The following is a 24,146-nucleotide window of genomic DNA, read 5'->3' as shown; positions in this document are numbered from 1 at the left end:
CAATGGACGAGCGCGCCGGATCGACCATCCAATATGGCGGCAAAGGCGCGCCCGAACGTCCGCTAGGCCGCTCGATCAAACGCGGCCTTCTCTGCCGCTGCCCGAATTGCGGCGACGGCCGACTGTTCCGCGCCTTCCTCAAGCCGGTCGATCACTGCGCCGTCTGCGGTGAGGATTATACGCCTCAACGCGCCGACGACTTGCCGGCCTATCTCGTCATCGTCGTTGTCGGCCATGTGCTAATGACGGGCTACCTGCTGACCGACATGATCTGGCGCGTCTCCCCCTTCGTTCACATGGCGATCTGGATACCGCTTGCCGTGCTGACCGCAATCGCGACGGTTCAGCCTATCAAGGGCGGGGTCATTGGCCTGCAATGGGCCTACCGGATGCATGGGTTCAGCAAGGAGCCGGAGCACGGCGATCCTTCCGCATGAAGCCGACAGGCGCAGATGTCGCGGAGCCGGATGATCGTTTCGAGGGACCTAATCGCGTCCGCACGCAGGATGCGGCGTGCCTGATCCTTGTTGATCGCTCCGGCGCTCAACCAAAGATCCTGATGGGCCGTCGGGCGTCCAAGCACGTGTTCATGCCGGACGTCTATGTGTTTCCCGGCGGGCGGCGCGACCGCGGCGACCATGCGCTGCCCTTCAACAATGATCTCCACCCGCTGGTGATGGAGAGGCTGCTGGCCCACACATCCAGCCGCATGGGACCGGCACGCGCCAGGGCGCTCGCGCTTGCAGCGCTTCGCGAGTTGCAGGAGGAAACCGGCATACGGCCGGTCAATGCCGATGGCCCCGATCTCGACATGTTACGTTATGTCGCGCGGGCGATAACCCCGCCGGGAGCTGTTCGCCGCTATGACACCCGCTTCTTTCTTGGGTTTTGCGAAGAGACTGTCTTCGACATGTCGCATTTCGGCGATACGGACGAACTTGAAGACTTGCAATGGCTTGACATTGCAGCGGTTTCCAGTCTGAAACTCGCGCGGATCACTCAGACGGTACTGGAGGACGTCAAGGACCTGTTGAAACTCGATCCTTCCGTCCCTTTTGGAAATCCCGTCCCCTTCTATTCGATGCGTCGCGGGCGCTTCGTCCAGACACGACTGTAAGGAAGAATGAATGCCGCAGCCTGCGACCGACGAAAACGGGCATGTCGAGAAAATCCACTGGCCGTCCCTCGTTGCTGCCATTGCGGCCATCAGCGCGGTCGGCATTGCGATCGGGCTCGGACTCCCACTTCTTTCGATAATTCTTGAAAAACGCGGCATCCCCTCGACGCTGATCGGCCTCAACGCGGCCATGGCCGGCGTCGCCTCGATGCTTGCGGCTCCAGTCACGACAAAGCTAGCGCATGACTATGGTGTGGCGCGTACGATGATGTTTGCCGTTGTCGTCGCTTCGATAAGCGGGCTCGGCTTCTATTACGCACAATCCTTCTGGATGTGGTTCCCGCTGCGTTTCGCCTTCCACGGCGCGACGACCACGCTATTCATCCTGTCGGAATTCTGGATCAACGAGGCGGCCCCGCCGCGTCGCCGCGGTCTTGTGCTCGGCATCTATGCCACCGTGCTCGCCGTCGGCTTTGCAGTCGGCCCCCTGCTCTTCTCCGCGCTTGGTAGCGACGGCATCCTTCCCTTCCTGGTGGGCGCCATCATCATCCTACTGGCGCTGATCCCGATCTTTATTGCACGGCACGAGAGCCCGGTCCTCGACACCAAGCCGGATCGCCATTTCTTCCACTACATCTTCCTCGTGCCGACGGCGACCGCCGCCGTGTTCGCCTTCGGCGCGGTTTCGGCCGGCGGGCTTTCGCTGTTCCCTATCTATGCACTACGCGAACAATTGCAGGAATCTCAGGCAGCCGTGCTTCTGACCGTGATGGGCATCGGAAACATGGCATTCCAGATCCCGCTCGGTCTCTATTCCGACAAACTGAAAGACCGCCGCCCGCTGCTCGCCGCAATGGCTGTCCTCGGTGTATTGGGCTCGCTCGCCCTGCCCATGCTCATCCACAACTGGCTACTCATGGCTGTCGTGCTGTTTTTCTGGGGCGGTTGCGTCTCCGGTCTCTATACGGTGGGCTTAGCGCATCTGGGTGCGCGACTCAGCGGAGCGGATCTTGCAGCGGCCAATGCAGCCTTCATTTTCTGTTATGCGGTCGGCACCGTGGTCGGTCCGCAGGGCATCGGGGCCGCCATGGATGTCGTCGGAAACGACGGTTATGCCTGGGCACTGGCCGCATTCTTCGGCTTTTACGTGCTGATTGCCCTGTGTCGTACGCTTTTCCATTCAAAACAGAGTTGACTTTTGGCGCGCGATTTGTAATTTCGCGCCAGATTTAGCCGGGGCGCACGCTGCGCTCGCGACTTCCTATTTTCTAGAGGCAGAACAACCATGGCGAAAGCTACGACCATCAAGATCAAGCTGCTGTCGACGGCTGACACCGGTTTCTTCTACGTCACGACGAAGAACAGCCGTACGTTCACGGACAAGATGACCAAGACCAAGTACGACCCGGTTGCCAAGAAGCACGTTGAATTCAAGGAAACCAAGATCAAGTAAGACTTGATCTTTAGGGTTTGAACAAGGCGCCGACCGCAAGGTCAGGCGCCTTTTCTTTTACCTGCTGATCTGCCGAATAGCGCGACTTAAGCCGAAACGAAAAAACGCCGCATCCCATCAGGAAGCGGCGTTTTGAATTTGGGGGTCGACCAGCCTGCAATAACGGCACGAGGAACCGCATTGGCATGCCTGCCGGTCGACCGACCCCACGACCCAGGAGATGCGGCGGACCTGAGCATCATGGGGTATGGCAGTGCCGCATATGGCACATATTTGTCGTTAGGTTCAAAATTGCGCAAAGGAAAAAGAAAATCAATAGATTCTTAACTGGGAGGAAAAAATGGATTCGCTGTTGGTTAAAATTTGCGCCTCACGGCGTCCAACCACTTAACGCTCGTCAATAGCAGTGAAGTAAAACCAACCTGAAGGCGGGTTGTTTTCTTGGAGGCTACAACCGCCACGGAATTAATTCCGAAGGAAAATGACATTCTGGCCCAACCGCCTACCGAATTACAAACAACTAAACTCGGATATGCTTTTCACCAAATTTCATCCGGGGATTTCAACCCATTGGAAACAGTGAAACTGCGTGCGGCATTTTGCACCGGCTCACTAGGCTCAAGAATTTCCAGATCGCCACAAAACTGTGATTTATTCCGTCTGTAAATCGCCACCACGGCACGGAACCATTGAACGAGATCAACCGCTTACGAAACGACTGTCATTTCTGTCGCCGATTCGTGATCAAGCTGCATTTGCAACGACGCGGTTTCGTCCGTCAGCTTTGGCCTTATAAAGCGCCTGATCGGCCTGCTTCAGCAATTGCTCCGGCGTGTCGGCATCTCCGGTGCTGCAGGAGAGGCCGAAAGATGCCGTCAGCTCGATTGCGGTTCCGGCATTTTTGAGTACGAACGGCGTCTTCTCGATGATGGCGCGCAGACGCTCTGCGACAGCAGCCGATGCTGTTGCATCCGTGTCCGGCATGACAACAACAAATTCTTCACCCCCGTACCGGCAGGCAAGATCTGCTCCTCGAACTGTCGAGCGAATCCGGGAGGCGAACTCGCGCAGCACGTCGTCGCCAGCGTCGTGGCCGTATGTATCGTTCACTGATTTGAACCGATCGATATCCATGAGGCAGATCGACAGAGGGCGCGAACGAGCCGCGGCTCGGTTGAAGAGTATCTTCAGATGATTGTCGAGATATCGACGATTATTCAAACCCGTCAGGGCATCCGTGACGGCGAGCTCGATCGTGTGCTTCACGCTCATCCGCAGGCGATCGTTGTAACGCTTCCGCTTGATTTGGGTGAGCGTACGCGCCAGCAATTCATTCGGGTCGATCGGACGAACGATGTAGTCGTTGACGCCGAGATCGAGCGCGCGAACGATCATGTCCTCGGCACCGGCTTCGGCCGCCAGCAGAATCGGCAGGAAGCGCGTCCGTTCCAGTGAACGTAGCTGAGAGCATAGGCGCAGGGGATCGTAGTCGTCGAAATTGGCATTGACGATGACAAGATCGAAACTGTTTTCCGCGGCTTCGAAGATAGCGGCCTGTGGATCAGACATCGCGACGACGTTGCAAACCGGCTTCAGCGCCTTGGTAATGCGCTCCTGCGAGCTTGCGCGACCGTCGACAAGCAAAATCTGGCCGATATCGTCGCGGCCGTCTGCGCCCCTGAGTATATCCTCGATAACGAGGCTATGGGCCGTGTCGGCCCGAATTCGTAACTCGTCGCTCAGAGCCTTCAGGCGCACGAGGCTGCGAACGCGGGAGATCAGCTGGACGTCATTGACGGGCTTGGTGAGGAAATCGTCGGCACCGGCTTTCAGCCCGCGTACACGGTCGGAGGGCTGGTCGAGGGCAGTCACCATGACGACGGGAATATGAGCCGTCTTGGGATTGGCCTTCAGACGCTCGCATACTTCGAAACCATCGATGCCGGGCATCATGATGTCGAGCAGTATCAAATCCAGTGGGGTGCTTTCGCAGATCGCCAGTGCCTTGTAGCCGTCATCGGCCGTCAGCACGTCGAAATATTCAGCCAGCAGACGCGCTTCGAGAAGCTTCACATTGGCCGAAATGTCATCGACCACCAGTATCCGCGCTGTCATGCCCGTGCTCCCCGCATCATGCGTCGCCGAGGTAAGTCTTGATTGTTTCTATGAATTTCGGCACCGAGATCGGCTTGGAAACATAGGCTTCGCATCCACCCTGGCGAATGCGTTCCTCGTCCCCCTTCATGGCGAAGGCAGTTACGGCGATGACCGGGATGACATGAAGTTCGTCGTCTTCCTTTAGCCACTTAGTGACTTCCAGACCGGAAACTTCGGGGAGCTGGATATCCATCAGGATAAGATCGGGACGATGCTTGCGGGCGAGATCGAGCGCTTCCATGCCGTTTCGGGTCTGGATTGTTTCATAGCCCGACGCCTCAATCAGATCGCGGAAGAGCTTCATGTTCAGCTCGTTGTCTTCAACAATCATGACCCGTTTGGGCATTGCGATCCATTCCTCAAATCGCGCCTTCAAAAGCGTATGTTCGGTATATAAGCTCCAAAATGGTTGATTCCACTGAGCTCAGTTTCGCCAAGACTAGGGCCATTTGGTTGAGAAGAGGTAACTCCCGAACAATGCCGCCGAAAACGACCGAACAGGACGCCAGACGCGTCAACGCTGAAGAGACGGCTGCCGCGGTGCTTGGCTGGATGGCCGGCGAACCGGACATGATGCAGCGTTTTCTTGCGCTGTCCGGCGTGTCACCTGATCAGATACGGTCAGCCATATCAGATCCCGGCTTCCTAGCCGGCATGATCGACTTCGTGATGGGCCATGAACCGACATTGTTGGCATTCTGCGAAGCCACAGGGACCAAGCCAGAGACTGTCATTGCCGCGCATCATCATTATTCCGGTCCCTATATTGGTCCCGGAGACTTCTGAGATGAGCGAAATCCTCGACCTGTCCCATATCAGCCTGAAAGACAGGCCGCTGATCGTCTGCGACGTGGATGACGTGGTGCTGCAATTCTTTGCCCCGTTTGAACACTACCTGAAAAAGGATGGGCTGGAACTGCTGCCGCGTTCATTCAGGCTCACCGGCAATATCGTTACTGTCGGCACGGATGTCGCGGTCGAGGACATGGCGGTCAAACAGTTGATCGGTTCGTTCTTCGAGCAACAGGAAGAGTGGCAGACACCTTTCGATCTCGCGCTCGATACGCTGAATGCGCTTGGCGCCGATGCCGACGTGATGTTCCTTACCGCGATGCCGCCCCGCTACAGCGAGCCACGACGACGCCTGCTCGACCGGCTCGGCTTCGACTTTCCGCTTGTCGCAACGGAAGAACCGAAGGGACCGGTAATGCGACGCATCCATGGCGAACGCGCCCTGCCCTCAGTCTTCATCGACGACATGGCGCACAATCTTCATTCGGTGCGCGACCATGTCGACAACTGCCTTGTCCTGCACATGATGCCGGATTCCCCGCTGCATCTTCTGGCACCGAAGCCGGATGACGGCATTACAAGGGCGCTTGATTGGGCGCAGGCCGGAGATCTCATTCGCGCGCATATAGGCCGTTAATTCGTAACCGAGCAAAGCGGGCGTCCACCGGCAACAAACCATTGCAGACTTGCCTCATCCTCTTGAGTGCCAATCGATTGCGGCTTATCGTGCCGATGTTCAATCTTTGTTCCTGACATGACCTCTTCGGCCGACATAATTTTGGGTTTCTGTCGCGACTGCCTTGCCGAGCAGAAGGCGGAGACGCGCCGTTGCCGCAAATGCGGATCGCCCCGGCTTGTCTATCATCGTGAGCTTTACGATCTGACGCTGGCGCATATCGACTGCGACGCTTTTTATGCGACGATCGAAAAACGCGACAATCCGGAGCTTGCCGACAAGCCGGTGATTATCGGCGGCGGCAAGCGCGGTGTCGTATCCACCGCCTGCTACATTGCCCGCATCAGCGGCGTCAGATCGGCAATGCCGATGTTCAAGGCGCTGGAACTCTGCCCCAACGCTGTCGTCATACGCCCCGATATGGAAAAATATGTAGGCGTTGGCCGTCAGGTGCGGCAGCTGATGATGGAGCTTACGCCCCTCGTTCAACCGCTTTCGATCGATGAGGCGTTTCTCGAACTTGCGGGAACCGAACGGCTGCATCGCGATCCGCCGGCACGCATCCTTGCCAAATTCGCAAAGCGCATTGAGAGCGAACTCGGAATTTCGATTTCAATCGGGCTTTCCTATTGCAAGTTCCTCGCCAAGGTCGCTTCCGACCTGCAGAAACCGCGTGGTTTTTCCGTCATCGGCGAGGCAGAAGCGAAGGATTTCCTAGCTCCTCGTCCTGTCACCACCATCTGGGGGGTCGGCAAGGCGTTCAGCGCCACGCTGGAGGCCGATGGCATCCGCACGATCAGCCAGCTGCAGCAGATGGAGGAAGGCGACCTGATGCGCCGCTACGGCTCGATGGGCCAGCGTCTCTACAGGCTTTCCCGCGGGATGGACGAGCGCGAAGTGCATTTGAATGATGCGGCAAAGAGCGTTTCGGCCGAAACGACATTCTTCGAAGACATTTCCCGGCATGATGACCTCGTGCCTGTCCTGCGACGCCTTTCGGAAAAAGTGTCCGCACGCTTGAAGAAGCACGAGATCGCCGGTCATACGGTTGTGCTCAAGATGAAAACGGCCGACTTCAAGAGCCGGACACGCAACAGGCGGCTGGAAGACCCGACACAGCTTGCCGACCGCATCTTCCGCACCGGCCTTTCGCTGATGGAGAAGGAAACGGACGGCACGAAATTCCGCCTGCTCGGGATCGGGGTAACCGATCTTTGCGGTCCGGCACTGGCGGACCCGCCAGATCTCGTCGATCAACAGGCAGGGCGGCGGGCGGCGGCTGAAGCGGCAATGGACAAGCTGCGTGACAAGTTCGGCAAGGCGGCTGTCGAGACTGGTTACACGTTTGGCGACAAGCGTCGTTGAGCCATAAGAAGCGTGTCGGGAATTCATTTCGAAATCGCAGGAACGTGATGAATTGACACGATCCTGCCACTTTTCAGAAAATTTTGATTAAGTTTAACACGCTAAATTGCCGACCATTGTAATGCGTAAGAGGTCTTCATGTTGCGTGGCGTTTTGTTCAGCCTCGGACTCCTGTCCGGGACCATCCTTTCTCAGTCTGCTTTTGCCGACACCGCAACGCTCCAGATCATCGTATCGAAAGACCAGCAGTCGATGACGGTCTATGACGGCGAAAAGGTCGTAACGACCACGAAGGTCTCTACCGGAAAAGCCGGACACACGACGCCGAGCGGAATCTTCTCGATTCTGGAGAAGCGCAAATACCATGAATCGAATATCTATTCGAACGCTCCCATGCCCTTCATGCAGCGCCTCACTTGGTCCGGTATCGCACTTCACGAAGGCAATGTGCCGAACTATCCGGCATCGCATGGCTGCGTTCGCATTCCGACCGGGACCGCCAAGGCGATCTACGACATGACGGAACGCGGCGTGCATGTGGTGATCGCCGATGCACCGGTGAAGCCGGTGAAAATCGAAAACGCCAACCTCTTCATGCCGTTGAAGCGTCTGCCATCGGAACCGCTGTTTCCGAATGCCGATCTGCGACCGACCGCGATGAAAAAGGCCGCCGACGGATCCTACGATGTGGCAATGGCCGACACCGATCCTATGTCGACCGGTTCCTTGCAGGCCGTTGTTCCGGAAGATCCAGCGCCGCTGCGCATACTCATTCATCGTCGTGGCGCACGCGAAACCATGCTCGATATACAAACCCATCTGACGGATCTCGGCTTCGACGCTGGTGTTGCCGACGGGATTGCAGGGCCGATGACCCGTGATGCGATCGCCGCCTATAAGCGGTGGAAGGGTCTTCCGGCCAGCGGCACGATGATCAGCAAGGATTTTCTTGCTGCGCTCTATCATTCGGCCGGAGAAAAAGAGCCGCCGGCAGGTCAGATCCTCGTGCGCCGCAATTTCGAACCGCTGTTCGAGGCGCCTGTTGGCATCAAGCACCCGGAACAGGCTCTCGGCACGTATTTCTTCACAGCCGATCATCTTGAGCGGAATGCAGAGACCGCCGAGTGGCATGCGATCACGTTGAAGAACGAGATGACCGCTGACGAAATGAAAGAGTTCGGCATCGACAAGCCGGCAGATTCAAGCATTCCCAACGCTGCGGCGATGGCACTCGACCGGGTAGACATTCCCAAGGACGTGCGCGAGCGTATCGGCGAACTGATGGCAAACGGCACATCGCTGACCATTACGGACCAGGGTCTTGGTCCGGAAACCGGCAAAGGCACCGACTTCGTAACACTTACGCGCTCCCAGGCCAATATCGCTCAGGCAGGTCTCAACCAGAGCGAACCGAAACCCGCGCGCCGTTCGAAAAAAGAATCATATATCGGCGGTATCGGGCTGTATTGATTGCCAAAATCCGGACCAGCTTGTTTGCCTCGGTCTGAAACATGGTATCGCTTTGAAGCATGGAAGGCGACACCAAAGCTTTCAGCCGAGGCAGGCTAGACGAAAGTCGCAAGTCAAACCGTGCACTACGCCACATTGCGACCACGTTCACTTTCTACCTGAGCGGCATGGAAGTACCCCCGAAACCCGTGTCCCCCATGGGTGACGCTTCCATCAGTGTTGGACGGTTATGTGTTGTTTTTCTTCCATGACCGTCCTCCGGGTGGATGAACGGCATCAAACTATCCATCACAGAATATCGTAAAGCCTGACAATCCAACTTACCTGATAGGCGATTGCGGCAACGACCAGAACCAGCTGGCCTCGTCTGGACCTGATGAACATCGCAATGATCGATATCGCGACAAACGCCGCCTGGCGAATGGGATATTCCATGCCAAGCGAGTGGAAATAGTCTTCACCCTTGGCCATGGTATCGCCGATATCAAGCAGGGCCGCAAAGGCAAGAAGCCCGAAAAACCAGCGTTTTCTTTGTTCGAAATAATCCTCGAAGCCCCTGTAGTCGGTCATCTGGTCGGGAAACAGCAAGGCTGTCAAAGCGGCGAAAATCATCGTGTAGAAGATCAGGAACCCGTAGAGCGGAAATGTCCAGACGGGGACGAACATCAGGTGAAACTCGTACCACCAGAAATGCACGATGGTGATGAGCAGAAAGACGACCCAGCCGAGATGAACCGGATAGACCTTGATCGTTCCCGGGTGCTGGACGAAACGCGTCAGGCCATTGACGAGACGCGCAAGGCTCAGCGCCAGAACCATGCCGATGATGGTGCGCACATGTCCGAAATATTCAGCATGGGTCGGCGGGAGTTCCATGCGATCGCCCTCTGTTTCAGCCGTCCGGCATGATCGTAGCATTCCCTGCGCCGGGCAAGCGGCGAGACGCGATCAGACATCCCTCGACATGAGAGCCCACGGGCACTCACCGGACGGATCGCCGCAGAGCAATCTTGGAAAGGGCATATCTGCTAATTGATTGCTGATCGCCGATCGATATAACCGGCAAAAAACACTTGCCTATTGTTCAGGAAACAGCGCTCCAAAGTACAAGAACGCGATCCTGACTGCCGTGATGGATTGATGAACGGTGTAGCTTTTTTCCTGGGCGTGAATTTCGTCGTTGCGGTTTGCTTCAGCGCGGTCTTCGCCGTTGTTGCCACCCGAAGCCGCTCGCGCCGGGCTGCGCTCTGGCTGGCGGCGGGGTTCGGCGTCGCATCACTGTCTGCGGTCTGCGAGCTTCTGGTCGCTTATACGGACACCCCAAAGATATGGGCAATTGGTGCATTCGCGACGGTTCTGATCGGCATGATGCTGCTGCGGATCGGAATTGGACATCTCTATGGGCGCAGGCTCGACAAGCGTATCGCTGCGTTTTTCGTCAGCGCAAGCATCATCTTGTGTTATGTGATCTATGACATGCCCCGCGGAACGCTGATACAGGCCGTCTCCTATCAGAGCCCGTTCGCAATCGTGCTTCTCGACAGCGCCTTTGTCATCCTCGCCTCCCGCGGGCGGCAGATGATCGATCGCTTTCTCGGAATGCTCACGCTGTTCACCGGCCTGCATTTCTTTGCCAAGGCCGGTCTGGCAGTTCTGGTCGGCGCAGGCTCTGCCGCCAAAGACTACATTCACACCAACTACGCGCTGATCTCACAGAGTGCCACGGCCATCTTGGTGGTGGCCGTGGGACTGACGCTGCTGGCAGCTCTTGTGCTTGAGATCATGGCGGACCAGCGGAGTGAATCGGAAAGGGACACCCTGTCGGCGATCGCCAACAGGCGCGGGTTCAACCGGCAGGTTCAATCCATCCTAAGTGCAGCATCGCATGGCAAACATGCCGTCATTCTCTGCGACCTCGACCATTTCAAGCGCATCAACGACACGTATGGGCATCATGTGGGAGACATGGTGATCCAGAGTTTTGGGCAATTGATGAACGACAGCGCGCCCAAGAGGGCAGCACTCGGCCGCATCGGCGGCGAAGAGTTCGCGATATTCCTGCCCGACACCGATATCAGCGCCGCGGCGCTGTTTGCTCAGGCGCTGCGGGCCGCAACAATGACATTGCCCGATCTGCCCGATGGCCTGATCGTCACCGCGAGTTTCGGCGTATCTCCCGTGACCTCGGCTGCCAGACTGGCCGAGGCCTACCGGCAGGCGGACCAGGCGCTTTATGCGGCGAAGAATGCCGGGCGTAATCAGGTCAAGCTCACGGGCCTCGACGAGGCCGAGGCAAGTGAACAGCATGGAGAAAGCCGTCTCTAGGATCGGCCTCCACGAACGCTCAGCTCTTTCCGGTCAGCCAAAGTAACCGAGCCTGCTACTGGACGAGTTCGACATCCAGCACACCGGGCGCGGCCTTGAGTGCGGCTGCCATTTCCGGCGAGAGCCGATATCTCTGCGTAAGCTCCACCTCGATCTCGCGGCGGCCGTCTTCCTTGATGACAATGAAATAAACCAGGCCTTCGCCACGCATGTTCAGATGGTTGGCGACGGTCTTCAGCGGTCCTGCATCTCGAACAAAGACACGCAGTGCCTTCTGCATACGGATCGACTGTTCTTCCAGCGACTGAGCCGTCTGGATGCGCAGGCCGATGCCTTCCGGCCGCTCGTCGGCCTGGACGGTGATGACCAGCGACCTGCCGGGTTCGAGCAGGTCTCGGTATTGCGCCAATGCCTCGGAAAACAGCACCGCTTCGAACTGGCCGGATGAGTCCGAAAAAGTGATGATGCCCATCTTGTTGCCGGTCTTGGTCTTGCGCTCCTGCCGACCTGTCACCGTACCGGCCAGACGCCCGGCGGTCGCTCCTTGGCGGACAGAGGCAGCAAAATCGGCAAAGGTCTGCACCCTTAGTTTCGACAGGACGTCCTTGTAGGTATCGAGCGGGTGGGCCGACAGATAGAAGCCGAGAACCTGATATTCGCGCATCAGCATTTCCGACGGCATCCACGGATTGAATGTCGGCAGGATCAGTTTTTCGGGGCCACTGCTGGAGCCGGAACCGAAGAAATCGGACTGGCCTGAGACCTTCTCTTCCTGCGCGCGCTGCGCATAACCGATGATCCGGTCGAGACCGGCGATCAACTGGGCTCGGTCATGGCCGAAGCAATCGAAAGCACCAGCGGAAATCAGGCTTTCCAGAACGCGGCGGTTGATCTGCTTGGGGTCGATCCGCATGCAGAAATCCTCGATGCCGGCGAAAGGCTTGTCGCCGCGAACTTCCGTGATGTGCTCGACAGCCGATTCACCGACGCCTTTGATGGCGGCGAGTGCATAATAAATCTTCGCCTCGCCCGTCTCGAAATGGCGGAACGAGGTCTGAACCGACGGCGGGAAAACCTTGATACCGAGACGGCCGGCATCCTCGCGAAAATCGTTGAGCTTTTCGGAGTTGGCCATATCGTAGGTCATGGTCGCGGCGAGGAACTCGACCGGATAATGCGCCTTCATATAGGCCGTTTGGTAAGAGACGATAGCGTAGGCTGCGGCGTGAGACTTGTTGAAGCCGTAGTTGGCGAACTTGGCGAGCAGTTCGAAAATGTTCTTCGCCTGCGGCTTCGATACGCCGTTCTTGACGGCGCCATCGACAAAGCGCTCGCTCTGCTTGTCCATCTCCTCCTTGATCTTCTTACCCATGGCGCGGCGCAGAAGATCGGCCTCGCCGAGCGAATAACCCGACAGGACCTGGGCGATCTGCATGACCTGTTCCTGGTAGACGATAACGCCCTGGGTCTCCTTCAGCAGGTAGTCGATCGACGGATGAACCGATTCGACCTCCTCCTCGCCATGCTTGCGGGCATTGTAGGTCGGGATGTTTTCCATCGGACCCGGACGATAGAGCGCCACAAGCGCGATAATGTCTTCGATACAGTCGGGCTTCATGCCGATCAGCGCTTTGCGCATGCCGGCACTTTCCACCTGGAACACGCCGACGGTTTCGCCGCGCGACAGCATTTCATAGGTCAGCTTGTCGTCGAGCGGTATTTTGGCCAGATCGACATGGATGTCGCGCTTGCGGCAGAAATCGACCGCCGTCTTCAACACGGTCAGCGTCTTCAGGCCGAGGAAGTCGAATTTGACCAGACCGGCCTGCTCGACCCATTTCATGTTGAACTGGGTGACCGGCATGTCCGAGCGCGGGTCTCGATACATCGGCACCAGTTTCGACAGCGGGCGATCGCCGATGACGATACCGGCGGCGTGGGTCGAGGCGTGACGGTACAGGCCTTCGATCTTCTGGGCGATATCGAGAAGACGGCCGACGACCGGCTCCTTGTCCACCTCTTCCTGGAATTTCGGCTCTTCCTCGATTGCCTTGGAGAGCGGTGTCGGGTTGGCCGGATTGTTCGGCACCAGCTTGCAGATGCGGTCGACCTGGCCATAGGGCATTTCCAGCACGCGGCCGACGTCGCGCAATGCCGCGCGCGCCTGCAGCGAACCGAAGGTAATGATCTGCGCCACCTGCTCTCGGCCATATTTCTGCTGCACGTAGCGGATCACCTCTTCGCGGCGATCCTGGCAGAAGTCGATGTCGAAGTCGGGCATCGAGACCCGTTCCGGATTGAGGAAGCGTTCGAACAGAAGCGAGAAGCGCAGCGGATCAACGTCGGTGATGGTGAGCGCGTAAGCGACGAGCGATCCTGCACCGGAACCACGGCCCGGACCGACCGGGATATTGTGCTGCTTCGCCCATTTGATGAAGTCGGCAACGATAAGGAAGTATCCCGGAAACTTCATCCGTTCGATGATCGACAGTTCGAAATCGAGACGTTCGCGATAATCCTTCTCGGTGAAACCGGCACTCAGCCCAAGTTCTTCAAGCCGATGATCCAGCCCCTCGACCGCCTGGCGGCGAAGCTCGGCGGCTTCCTTGCGTTCGTCCTCCTCCGGATGATCACTGACGCCGGTGAAACGCGGCAGGATGGGATTGCGTGTCTTCAGGATGAAGGAGCAGCGGCGGGCGATCTCGACGGTGTTTTCCAGCGCTTCGGGCAGGTCAGCGAAAAGCTTCGCCATTTCGGCGCGGCTTTTCAGGTAATGATCCGGTGTGAGGCGAAAGCGGCTGTCGTCGGAAACGATCGCGCCATGGGCAACCGCCATCAGCGCATCATGGGCATCGTAATCAGCCTTGGAGGGAAAAAAGGCCTCGTTGGTCGCGACCAACGGGATATCGTGCTCATAGGCGAGATCGACCATGCGATGCTCATGGCGGCGATCATAATTGCCGTGTCGCTGCAGTTCGAGATAGAGCCTGTCGCCAAACAGGGTTTTGAGGCGCAACAGTCTTTCGACAGCCAGTCCCGCATGCCCTTCCTTGAGCGCCCGATCCACCGGGCCGGAAGCGGCACCGGTCAATGCGATCAGACCTGCAGTGCCAAGCTCATCCAGCCAGGAGGCGCAAATATGGGTTTCGCTTACCCCTTCGCCGCCGAGATAGGCCCGGCTGACGAGATCGACCAGCCGTTCATAGCCTTCGGCATTGGCGGCGAGGAGAACGATGGCGGGCAGCTTGGCGAGCTGGTTGCCGCGACGATCCTCTTCCTGGTCCTGCATGTCGATCGACAGCTGGCATCCAATGATCGGCTGCAGACCGTCTCCCGTCGCCTTTTGGGCGAATTCAAGTGCAACAAACAGATTGTTGGTATCGGTGATGGCGATCGCGGGTTGATTGTCCGCGACGGCCTTGCCGAGGACCTTCTTGAGCGGAAGCGCACCTTCGAGCAGCGAGTAGGCCGAATGCAGGCGCAGATGGACGAATTGCGGGGTCTCCCCGAGGATTTCGTCTGCCGATCCTGTCTTTGCCTGTTCCGCCATGTCTATCGCCGTACCTGTGATTCAATCGCTCTATTTTCAAGCGCACGACGGCTCAAGTCCAGTTTTGAATTCACCGGTCAACGGTTTTCGGCAGCGAACTCCAGAGGCGGCGGCGCCCGGTGCGGGCGCCGAAGCAAGGTTACATGGCAATCATCAACATCGACAGCGTGGCGACGAAGGTTGCGATGGACGCGAAAGCGGCAATATCACGAAGAAGGTCAGTCATCGTTGTCTCCCGTGTTCGTTATGTTTTTAATTTGTTCTCTTTTTGTACGGGAGTCAATAACAGAACAAAAAGGAAACGAATTTTGCGCCATATCCCCGCCCCGATAGTAAACACTTTCCTAAAGCGGACAGACTTGAAGGCGGATTTCGCCCTCGGTACCTGGGCTTTTTTGTTTCGGTAGGGGCACGTCGGGTGCCTCGAATTGAATTTTTTTCTATGTGACGCTCGGCGTGTCCCGTTCGGTGTGTTTTTCGGCGCAACTCCGGTCCGTCAGCGGCGGTTGGGCGTCCGGCAGGATTGTGCGACACACGCACGCCTTATTCAGGGGCCGGCCATTTCTGCGCAGCCCGTCTGATCTGCATGCATAAGGGCGGGTCACCCGGTCACTGGTTCCGCCTCGCCTGTTATGCGGACCGGTGTAGCCGAAGCGGCACGGGGCATTGTAGGCACGGGCTTTGAGTGCGGGATGGAAGATTGATAAATGGTTGGGATTGTTGGAGCGGGAGGGAGAAACGTCCCCGGGCGTGAATAGCCCCTCTCTCGCAATTTCTGAAACCTAGTCTTTGGCTAAGATTTCGACATTGCTTTCTCTCCCGCAAGGGGAGGGAAACAATCGCGGCGCTAAACAAATCAACGTCTTAGCCAAAAGGCTAAGTGCTAAACTTCTTAAGGAGAGGCAAGGTCTCCGAGCCGTTACTACCTCACAGTTGATAGCAGGAGCCAAGCAATCCTCAGAACTCCACCACTTTGCCGGCTTCCAGCGTCACACGACGGTCCATACGGGCGGCGAGTTCGTGGTTGTGGGTGGCGATCAGGGCAGCAAGGCCGGACTGGCGCACCAGGGCTTCCAGCGCGTCGAAGACGTAAGATGCGGTTTTCGGGTCGAGATTGCCGGTCGGTTCGTCGGCCAGAAGCACGCGGGGCGCATTGGCGACCGCGCGGGCGATCGCGACACGCTGCTGCTCGCCGCCGGAGAGTTCCGCCGGGCGATGTTCGGCGCGATGGCCGATGCGCATGTAATCTAGAAGCTGTGCTGCCCTCTCCTTCGCCTCGGCCTTGGACAGGCCGCCGATCAGCTGCGGCATCATGATATTCTCGATCGCCGAGAATTCCGGCAGGAGATGGTGGAACTGGTAGACGAAGCCGATTTCCGAGCGACGGATGGCGGTGCGCTGGTCGTCCGGCAAATCGTTGCAGGAGCGGCCACCGACAAAGACTTCGCCACTATCTGGATGTTCGAGCAGGCCTGCCAGGTGAAGGAGCGTCGACTTGCCTGTACCCGAAGGCGCTACGAGTGCGACGATCTCGCCGGTTCTCAGCTCGAAATCGGCGCCTTTCAGAATAGAAAGCGTCGTTTCTCCCTGGCCATAATGACGTTCGACATTTGCAAGCTTCAATACGGATTTACGCGGTGCCATGAGGTGATGGGATCCTATTCGTAGCGAAGCGCCTGGACAGGATCGAGCCTGGAAGCTCGCCATGCCGGGAAAATGGTGGCGATGAAGGATAGGACCAGCGCCATGGTGACGACGGAAACGGTCTCGCTGACACTCATTTCAGCGGGCAGTTCGCTCAAGAAATAGAGTTCCGGGTTGAACAGAACTGTGCCGGAAAGCCAGGAAAAGAACTGCCGGATACTTTCGATATTGAGACAGACGACAACCCCGAGGACGACGCCCGCAAGCGTGCCGACAAGACCGATCGCTGCCCCCGTCATGAAGAAGATGCGCATGATCGCGCCGGAACTTGCTCCCATGGTGCGCAGGATGGCGATGTCGGAGCCTTTGTCCTTTACCAGCATGATCAGGCCGGAAATGATGTTCAAGGCAGCGACAAGCACGATCAGCGTCAGGATCATGAACATGACGTTGCGTTCGACCTGCAGCGCGGAGAAGAAGGTCTGGTTGCGCTGGCGCCAGTCGGTGATGAAGATCTGACGGCCGGCGGCCTCCTCTATCTTCGGGCGCAGCTCATCCACGGCTTCCGGGTCGTTGATGAACAGCTCGATCGACTGAACGATGCCTTCGGCATTGAAATAGAGCTGCGATTCTTCGAGCGGCATGTAGATGATCGTCGCGTCATATTCCGACATGCCGATCTCGAAGATGCCCGAGATCGTGTAGGACTTGACGCGTGGATTGACGCCCATCGGGGTTACATCGCCTTCAGGCGAGATCAGCGTGATCTGGTCGCCGGCATTCAGCCCGAGTTGTGCCGCAAGCCGGGACCCGACCAGAACGCCCTGCCCCGAGGCAAACCCGACGATATCGCCCTGCTTGATATTGCCGGCGACCTCGGTGAGCTTTTCCAGATCCTCGGCGCGGACACCACGGACCAACGCGCCGGAACCTGCGCCACCGCGACCGGAGGCAAGCGTCTGGCCTTCAACCAGCGGCAGGGCCATCTTTACGCCCGGCACGGCTGAAAATTTCTTTGTCAGTTCGGCGTAATCATTCAGCGGCGTGTCGACCGGCTGGACGATCATGTGGCCGTTGATGCCGAGGATGCGGGAAATCAGCTCGGTGCGGAAACCGTTCATCACCGCCATGACGATGATGAGGGTGGCAACCCCCAGCATGATGCCGATGAAGGAAAACCCGGCGATGACCGAGATATAGGCTTCCTTGCGGCGCGAGCGCAGGTAACGCCAGGCAACCATGCGCTCGAAGCCTGAAAAGGCGCCGGCACTCGGAGCCTTTTCGACTTTCTGCTTTTCTTGACCCGCCGCGACGCTTGCCATTCACGTTTCCTCGTCTTGATCGGCGCCGGATCAGGCCATTCCGGCCTGTCCAGCACCCAATTCTGTCATCCGGCCGGAAACCCGAACGGCAGTATTATCAGCCGGTTGCCCGGTTCAGTGCAGCCTCGAGCGTCATCACTTCGCGGGCACCGGTCTTACGGTCCTTGACCTCGACCTCACCTGCGGCTGCAGAGCGCGGGCCGACGATGATCTGGACCGGCACGCCGATCAGATCGGCGGTGGCGAACTTGGTGCCGGCGCGATCGTCGCTGTCGTCGTAAAGCACGTCCTTGCCGGCTTTGCCGAGCGAGGCGTAGAGCTTTTCCGAAATATCGTCGCAGGCGGCATCGCCCGGCTTCATGTTGATCACCACGACATCGAAGGGTGCGACCGATTCGGGCCAGATGATGCCGTTCTCGTCATGCGATGCTTCGATGATGGCGGGAACAAGGCGTGTCGGGCCGATACCGTAGGATCCCATGTGGACAGGATGTTCCTTTCCATCCGGTCCCTGCACCTTTGCGCCCATCGGCTCGGAGTATTTTGTGCCGAAATAGAAGATGTGGCCGACCTCGATGCCGCGGGCAGACAGCCGGTCACCTTCGGGAATGGCGTTGAACGCTGCCTCGTCGTGCATTTCCGACGTTGCGGCATAAACCGAGGTCCACTTGTCGAAGATCGACTGCAGGCCTGCGACATCATCGAAATCGGTGTTTTCTCCCGGGATCTCGAAATCGGTAAATGCCTTGTGGCTGAAGACTTCCGATTCACCGGTGTCGGCGAGGATGATGAATTCGTGGCTGTGGTTGCCGCCGATCGGGCCGGTATCGGCGCGCATCGGGATGGCGCGCATGCCGAGCCGCGCAAAGGTGCGCAGGTAGGCGACGAACATCTTGTTATAGGAATGGATCGCATCTTCGCGGGTCATGTCGAAGGAATAGGCGTCCTTCATCAGGAATTCGCGCGAGCGCATGGTGCCGAAGCGCGGACGGATTTCGTCGCGGAACTTCAGCTGGATATGGTAGAGGTTGAGCGGCAGGTTCTTGTAGGACTTGACGTAGGACCGGAAGATGTCGGTGACCATTTCCTCGTTGGTCGGACCGTAGAGCATCGGACGCTCCTGGCGATCCTTGATGCGCAGCATTTCCTTGCCGTAAGCCTCGTAACGACCGCTTTCCTGCCAGAGTTCGGCAGACTGCAGCGTCGGCATCAGCAGCTCAATGGCGCCTGCACGGTTCTGCTCTTCGCGGATGATGGCGTTGACCTTGTCCAGCACCTTCTTGCCGAGCGGCAGCCAGGAATAGATGCCCTGGCTCTGCTGGCGGACCATGCCCGCGCGCAGCATCAGACGGTGGGAGACGATTTCCGCTTCCTTGGGATTTTCCTTCAGGATGGGCATAAAATAGCGGGACAGGCGCATGGTGATTTCCGACTTTTGACTGGCCTCCCGCATCTCGCAGGAATCGGCCGATTTGAAGACCATTTGCGTGGCTTATTACCGGTTCCCAGACGCCAAGGAAACCCGGCTCCTATCGAAAAGCCCGTGGATGACCGAAGCGAAAATCGGCAAGGACTTGCGGAAGATGTGATTTTCGTGAAGGCAGGGGTGCGACAAATGCGCCAAAGGCAATTTTTTCCACACCTGTCACAAAAATACAAAAAAAGAGGATGACAAAGCCCAACCTATGAGCTAGTTTCAGCCCATAAAACAGGCATGAAGTTCAAATTCATGCCAATCGCGGTAAAGTCTTGGGAGGATCAGATCTTAGGCGCGCTAGACGCTGCCCCGGAAACGGTTAGGATCACGCGAAACTGAAAAACAAGGCTTCAATGCCTTGTTTTTTTTTGCCTTTCGACAGGCAACAATGCTTCCAGAGCGCCTTTCAGATTACAGTTTTCCGATGATATCGACGCGATCGCAGGTGCCGGTTGCAGGTATCACATCCAGCTTTTGGCCAATTTCATGGCGGTGACGCCCGCGATCGATCTCCTTTTCCGTCCTGCATGTGACGATCTGGCCGTTTGCCTCACGGGTAAATTCAAGAAGACCGATGATCGCGATGTATGCCCGGATCGCCCGCCATCTCGTTCTTCCTCCCTTATTTCAAGGATCGTCGCAACCGAATGGGGAAGCGTGTGGCGGCGATAGGCCTGAATGCCAAAAAGCATCGCAAAGGCAAGTGCCGCGACAGTGTAGACCATACCCAGAACGATCCGCCGCTCCCTGGTATCCCGAAACTCTCCCACCCGCATCGGCATCGATCCTTACTTGGTACCGCAGGATTATTTGAAGCTCGGCATGATGTTCGGGATGCTGCCGATACCGAAGCCGAAATAAACCGATGCAAAATGATAGGCGAGATAGATCGCTGCCGAGATGACGGTGGTGAGCAGAATGACGCGCCCGCCACGGAATTTCGCAGGCGCACTCTCGACAGTTCCGAGCGTCACCTCGCCCTCGTCACGTTGGCTACGGTAGCCGAGCGGCAGAACCAAGAAGAGGACAGTCCACCATAGGATGAAATAGATCGCGACGACTGTCAGGATTGGCATGCGGACACTCCATCCTCGCGTTTGATCATCGGAACAGGCGGTTGAAGCCGCTGATAAAATGATTCCGATCTTTCGGCAGAGTCATTGATTTTATTCGCCATTGCACGCCGCATCAGACTTCCTCCAGCTCGATCAGCGTGCCATTGAAATCCTTTGGGTGGAGGAAGAGAACCGGCTTTCCGTGGGCGCCGATCTTCGACTTTCCATCGCCGAGAATACGCGCGCCGGCGGCACTCAACTTTTCGGCGGCAGAGAGGATATCAGGCGTTTCGTAGCAGATGTGGTGGATGCCGCCCGAGGGATTGCGTTCGAGGAAAGCGGCGATCGGGGATGTATCATCGAGCGGTTCGAGCAGCTCGATCTTGGTATTTGGAAGCTCGACAAAAATAACAGTGACGCCGTGTTCGGGAAGGGTTTGCGGTTCGGAGACCTTTGCACCGAGTGTATCGCGATAGATCGCGGCGGCTTCGTCCAGGATCGGGACGGCGATGGCGATGTGGTTTACTCGGCCGAGCATGTGTTCCTCCTCTTTCGGGCGCCTGCTTTCGGCAGGCAGCCGCTCCTCATTCGCCTGCCGGCACCTTCTCCCCTTAGACAATTTAGAGCACGACGCCCGGCTTGACGTCGGGACGGTGCGGGGCTGAGTGGCGGGACCTGCACTCTGGCCGCCATGCCCGCAAACGTCTCAATCGCCCGATGGCAGGTTGAATATCTGACGGCTGACGATTTTCAGGCTTCGATCTGGCTGTATCCGGTAGCGTTCAACAACCCGGTTACCGAAACTATTGTAAAATTCATGATCGAAGCTGCTGCCGACGGGCGCCTTGGTAAGACGGCTTCTAGGTTGGCCTCCGTATGTGATGCTACCCGAGATTGGCGCAATGTCGGATCCGTAGTCGCGCGCGACCAATTCGGGATCGGCAGTAGCACTGCACGCGGTCAGCGTTGCAACGGCCAAGGAAATTAACGTTTTTCTCATCGTGCTCATCTCCTCCTTGGAGGCTGACGGGGCAAAGCACGTCTGCCGAGTTCCACTATGACTGACGCCCATGACCGAGTGAAGCGCTAAAGCATATCGCGATCCTGCGGATTCGCTCGCGGAGTTTTAGACTTTGTTTTATAGCATGTCTGTTGCGCAAAACTGCTGCACATTTTTTGCGCAACAGGCTCGATTTAAGCGCGCCGGGAAAGCGTCATCGCTAGCGACGTGACATACCTCTCCGGGGGAGATGCGGAGTGCAGCTCGCTACACTCCGCATAAGCAAGCTCCCCTACTGAACCCTTGTTACGAACACCGTGACCACAGGCTTCTTGCCCCAGGCGATATTGGCGGCCGAGCGGACGGCGCGGCGAACGGATTCGCGTACGGTATCGAGATCCTTGCGGCGGGCGCGCGGGATGCTTTCGACGGCTCCAAGAACAGCATCATAAAGACCGTCGTCCATATCCTCGCCCTCGTCGTCGAATTCCGGCAGGCCGAAGGAGACGAGATCGGGGTCGGCGAGGAATTCATAGCGCTGGTCGAGCAGGATATTGACCGAGACATGGCCGACAAAGGAGAGCTTGCGGCGATCGCTGATGCCCATTTCGTCCAGATCGCCGATCAGCTTGCCATCCTTGTAGATGCGGCCGAAGGGAGCGTCGTCGATGACTTCCGCCGGACCGGGCGCAAGGCGCAGGATGTTGCCGTTGCGGACGCGCGGGATCTCGCCAATGCCGGCGGATGCACCAAGTTCGGCCTGGGCCGTCAGGTGGGCCGCCTCGCCATGAACGGGAACGAGGATCTGAGGCCTTGTCCACTCGTACATTTTCAAAAGTTCGTTGCGGCGCGGGTGGCCGGAAACGTGCACGAGCGCATCGGAATCGGTGACGATCTTGATGCCCTGTTCGATCAGCGCGTTCTTGATCTCGATAATCGGCTTTTCATTGCCCGGGATGGTGCGTGAGGAAAAGACGACCGTATCGCCCTTGGTGAGCGCCACATGGCGCATCTCATCGCGGGAAATCTTCGCCAGCGCCGCGCGGGACTCGCCCTGGCTGCCGGTCAGGATGACGACGACCTTATCGCGCGGGATGTAGCCGTATTCGTCTTCGGCGAGGAAGGGTTTAAGGCCTTCCATGATGCCGATATCCTGCGCAACATTGACGACGCGTTTCAGCGACGAACCGAGCAACAGGACTTCGCGACCAGCTGCGTTTGCTGCTTCCGCGATCGAGCGGATACGGCCGACATTGGACGAGAAGGTGGTGACAGCTACCCTGCCCTCGGCTTCCTCGATCACCTTCTGCAGGCCGGCGGAGACTTCTTCTTCAGATGGCGAAACGCCTTCGCGCAGTGCGTTGGTGCTGTCGCACATCAGCGCCAGCACGCCCTCGTCGCCTATGGCGCGGAAACGCGCCTCGTCTGTGAGCGGACCGAGTGTCGGCTTGGCATCGATCTTCCAGTCGCCGGTGTGGACGACATTGCCGAGCGGGGTGCGGATGACCAGCGACATCGGCTCGGGGATGGAGTGGTTGACGCCGACGGCCTCGATCTCGAATGGTCCGACATTGATGCGGTCGCCGGCCTTGAAGATGGTGATCGGGATCTCGGCGCGATCGCCTTCATATTTGCGCTTGGCTTCCAGCATGCCGGCGGTAAAGGGCGAGGCATAGACCGGTACGTTGAGGCCCGGCCAAAGATCGTTCAGCGCGCCGTAATGGTCCTCATGCGCATGGGTGATGATCATGCCCTTGAGATTGTTGCGCTGCGAGGCAAGGAAACGGATGTCGGGAAGAACGAGATCTACGCCCGGAAGATCGGGACCCGGGAAGGTCACGCCCGCATCGACCATGATCCACTGACGCTTCTGTGGCGGTCCGTAGCCATAGAGAGCGAGGTTCATGCCGATCTCGCCCACGCCGCCCAGCGGCAGAAACACCAGTTCGTCTTGATTAGCCATTCTTCTTCTTATTCCGTTTTCATAAAGAATACATCACCTGCCGCGATCGGCAGGACTTGTCCACCCCCCATGTCGAGTAACAGCAGGCCGCCGTCGTCGATTCCGGCAAATCTGCCCTCCAGCGACCTGTCGGGAAGATTGACGGTAATACGCTCGCCGACGCCGCAGGCGACCTCCCGCCAGCGGCGCACGATTTCGGCGGTGCCCCTTCCCTCATCCCACAAATCGAGCGCCAAAGCCATGGACTGATAAAGATGGGCGAAAAGTTCATCCGGCGAAATCGCCGCACCGTGATCGGAAAGACGGGTGACGCCATAAGGCGCGCTGTCGGGCATATGGCGGATATTGACACCAATGCCAATGACCAGAGCCCGCTTTCCGCCGGCAAGCGGCTCGCCCTCAAGCAGGATACCACAGGTCTTTCTGCGATTGATCAGGATGTCATTCGGCCATTTGACCTGCAGGGCGGCGTCGCCGGGCGGCAGGATCGCCTTGACGGCGTCATGGACAGCGACCGCCACCGCGAGCGGCAAGGAGGCCACGCGCTCCATGGGGGCAGGATCGATCAGCAGCAGCGAGGCGTAGAGATTGCCCGGCTCGGAGGTCCAGGCGCGGCCGCGTCGGCCACGCCCTTCGGTCTGACGGGCAGACGTCACCCACAACAAACCGGGATCGCCCGCGCGAGCGCGGGCGAGACATTCGCTATTGGTGGATCCTATGTCGTCGAAGGCGACATGACGGAAAGCTTCGAGCGAGAAGCGGCTCTTCTCTCCCGCCATT

21 protein-coding genes are annotated in these 24,146 nt (G+C 58.0%); 9 read left to right on the top strand and 12 right to left on the bottom strand.

Translation table 11 applies throughout. The features are described from left to right. The first annotated feature begins 2 nt into the window (after positions 1–2). The 4 genes from ACI3K0_RS09720 (at position 3) to rpmG (ending at position 2,570) form a co-directional block, all read left to right on the top strand. Positions 3–437: a DUF983 domain-containing protein gene (locus tag ACI3K0_RS09720; RefSeq protein ID WP_183826898.1), complete on the top strand. Its 435-nt coding sequence runs from the start codon at positions 3–5 to the stop codon at positions 435–437. Further along, positions 434–1,117 (top strand): NUDIX hydrolase, encoded by a 684-nt coding sequence (locus ACI3K0_RS09715; RefSeq protein WP_148147989.1) that lies wholly within the window; start codon positions 434–436, stop codon positions 1,115–1,117. Before ACI3K0_RS09720 ends, ACI3K0_RS09715 begins: the two co-directional genes overlap by 4 nt. Before the next feature lie 10 nt (positions 1,118–1,127). Next, positions 1,128–2,312, top strand: a complete 1,185-nt coding sequence (locus tag ACI3K0_RS09710; protein WP_148147988.1) for an MFS transporter — start codon at positions 1,128–1,130, stop codon at positions 2,310–2,312. 90 nt (positions 2,313–2,402) lie between these two features. After that, complete coding sequence (rpmG, locus tag ACI3K0_RS09705; protein ID WP_112457312.1) at positions 2,403–2,570, top strand: 50S ribosomal protein L33; 168 nt, start codon at positions 2,403–2,405, stop codon at positions 2,568–2,570. 744 nt (positions 2,571–3,314) lie between these two features. Here rpmG and ACI3K0_RS09700 read toward each other — a convergent pair. After that, positions 3,315–4,685, bottom strand: coding sequence for a PleD family two-component system response regulator (locus ACI3K0_RS09700; RefSeq protein WP_404945283.1), 1,371 nt, complete (start codon positions 4,683–4,685; stop codon positions 3,315–3,317). 16 nt (positions 4,686–4,701) lie between these two features. Beyond that, positions 4,702–5,073, bottom strand: coding sequence for a response regulator (locus tag ACI3K0_RS09695; RefSeq protein WP_093003064.1), 372 nt, complete (start codon positions 5,071–5,073; stop codon positions 4,702–4,704). 131 nt (positions 5,074–5,204) lie between these two features. Between ACI3K0_RS09695 and ACI3K0_RS09690 the strand changes: the two genes are divergently transcribed. The 4 genes from ACI3K0_RS09690 to ACI3K0_RS09675 all read left to right on the top strand — a co-directional run bounded on the left by ACI3K0_RS09690 (position 5,205) and on the right by ACI3K0_RS09675 (position 9,030). After that, complete coding sequence (locus ACI3K0_RS09690) at positions 5,205–5,513, top strand: DUF3572 domain-containing protein (RefSeq protein WP_148147986.1); 309 nt, start codon at positions 5,205–5,207, stop codon at positions 5,511–5,513. Position 5,514: 1 nt separating this feature from the next. Next, positions 5,515–6,156 (top strand): hypothetical protein, encoded by a 642-nt coding sequence (locus ACI3K0_RS09685; RefSeq protein ID WP_148147985.1) that lies wholly within the window; start codon positions 5,515–5,517, stop codon positions 6,154–6,156. Positions 6,157–6,273: 117 nt separating this feature from the next. Further along, on the top strand, positions 6,274–7,560 hold the full coding sequence (locus ACI3K0_RS09680) for a DNA polymerase IV (RefSeq protein ID WP_183826904.1): 1,287 nt from the start codon (positions 6,274–6,276) through the stop codon (positions 7,558–7,560). Between the two features lie 138 nt (positions 7,561–7,698). Continuing rightward, on the top strand, positions 7,699–9,030 hold the full coding sequence (locus ACI3K0_RS09675) for a L,D-transpeptidase family protein (protein WP_183826908.1): 1,332 nt from the start codon (positions 7,699–7,701) through the stop codon (positions 9,028–9,030). Positions 9,031–9,318: 288 nt separating this feature from the next. Here ACI3K0_RS09675 and ACI3K0_RS09670 read toward each other — a convergent pair whose 3' ends face one another. Next, entirely contained in the window at positions 9,319–9,906 is a 588-nt protein-coding gene (locus ACI3K0_RS09670) for a hypothetical protein (protein ID WP_148147982.1), read from the bottom strand. Positions 9,907–10,170: 264 nt separating this feature from the next. Between ACI3K0_RS09670 and ACI3K0_RS09665 the strand changes: the two genes are divergently transcribed. Continuing rightward, a complete protein-coding gene (locus ACI3K0_RS09665) occupies positions 10,171–11,355 on the top strand; it encodes a diguanylate cyclase (protein ID WP_183826911.1) in 1,185 nt (394 codons plus the stop codon). 55 nt (positions 11,356–11,410) lie between these two features. On the opposite strand, the gene dnaE is transcribed toward ACI3K0_RS09665, so the two are convergent. The 9 genes from dnaE to ACI3K0_RS09620 form a co-directional block, all read right to left on the bottom strand. Beyond that, positions 11,411–14,905, bottom strand: coding sequence for a DNA polymerase III subunit alpha (gene dnaE, locus ACI3K0_RS09660; RefSeq protein WP_183826914.1), 3,495 nt, complete (start codon positions 14,903–14,905; stop codon positions 11,411–11,413). A gap of 957 nt (positions 14,906–15,862) precedes the next feature. After that, positions 15,863–16,549, bottom strand: a complete 687-nt coding sequence (locus tag ACI3K0_RS09655; protein ID WP_148147979.1) for an ABC transporter ATP-binding protein — start codon at positions 16,547–16,549, stop codon at positions 15,863–15,865. A 14-nt stretch (positions 16,550–16,563) separates the two neighbouring features. After that, complete coding sequence (locus tag ACI3K0_RS09650) at positions 16,564–17,871, bottom strand: lipoprotein-releasing ABC transporter permease subunit (RefSeq protein WP_148147978.1); 1,308 nt, start codon at positions 17,869–17,871, stop codon at positions 16,564–16,566. 97 nt (positions 17,872–17,968) lie between these two features. After that, a complete protein-coding gene (proS, locus tag ACI3K0_RS09645) occupies positions 17,969–19,291 on the bottom strand; it encodes a proline--tRNA ligase (RefSeq protein WP_404945282.1) in 1,323 nt (440 codons plus the stop codon). Between the two features lie 863 nt (positions 19,292–20,154). Further along, positions 20,155–20,424, bottom strand: a complete 270-nt coding sequence (locus tag ACI3K0_RS09640; protein ID WP_404945281.1) for a DUF1467 family protein — start codon at positions 20,422–20,424, stop codon at positions 20,155–20,157. Between the two features lie 112 nt (positions 20,425–20,536). Then, positions 20,537–20,941 (bottom strand): methylmalonyl-CoA epimerase, encoded by a 405-nt coding sequence (gene mce / locus ACI3K0_RS09635; protein WP_404945280.1) that lies wholly within the window; start codon positions 20,939–20,941, stop codon positions 20,537–20,539. A 168-nt stretch (positions 20,942–21,109) separates the two neighbouring features. Further along, complete coding sequence (locus ACI3K0_RS09630) at positions 21,110–21,403, bottom strand: hypothetical protein (protein WP_148147973.1); 294 nt, start codon at positions 21,401–21,403, stop codon at positions 21,110–21,112. Positions 21,404–21,695: 292 nt separating this feature from the next. Continuing rightward, a complete protein-coding gene (locus ACI3K0_RS09625; RefSeq protein ID WP_404945279.1) occupies positions 21,696–23,366 on the bottom strand; it encodes a ribonuclease J in 1,671 nt (556 codons plus the stop codon). An 8-nt stretch (positions 23,367–23,374) separates the two neighbouring features. Further along, on the bottom strand, positions 23,375–24,145 hold the full coding sequence (locus ACI3K0_RS09620; protein ID WP_404945278.1) for a biotin--[acetyl-CoA-carboxylase] ligase: 771 nt from the start codon (positions 24,143–24,145) through the stop codon (positions 23,375–23,377). Between the last annotated feature and the right edge of the window lies 1 nt (position 24,146).

The sequence above is a fragment of the Rhizobium sp. ZW T2_16 genome, assembly GCF_044987325.1.
Classification (GTDB): domain Bacteria; phylum Pseudomonadota; class Alphaproteobacteria; order Rhizobiales; family Rhizobiaceae; genus Neorhizobium; species Neorhizobium cellulosilyticum.
The sequence above is the reverse complement of the archived record's forward strand: the minus strand, read 5'-3'. Positions and strand labels throughout refer to the sequence as shown.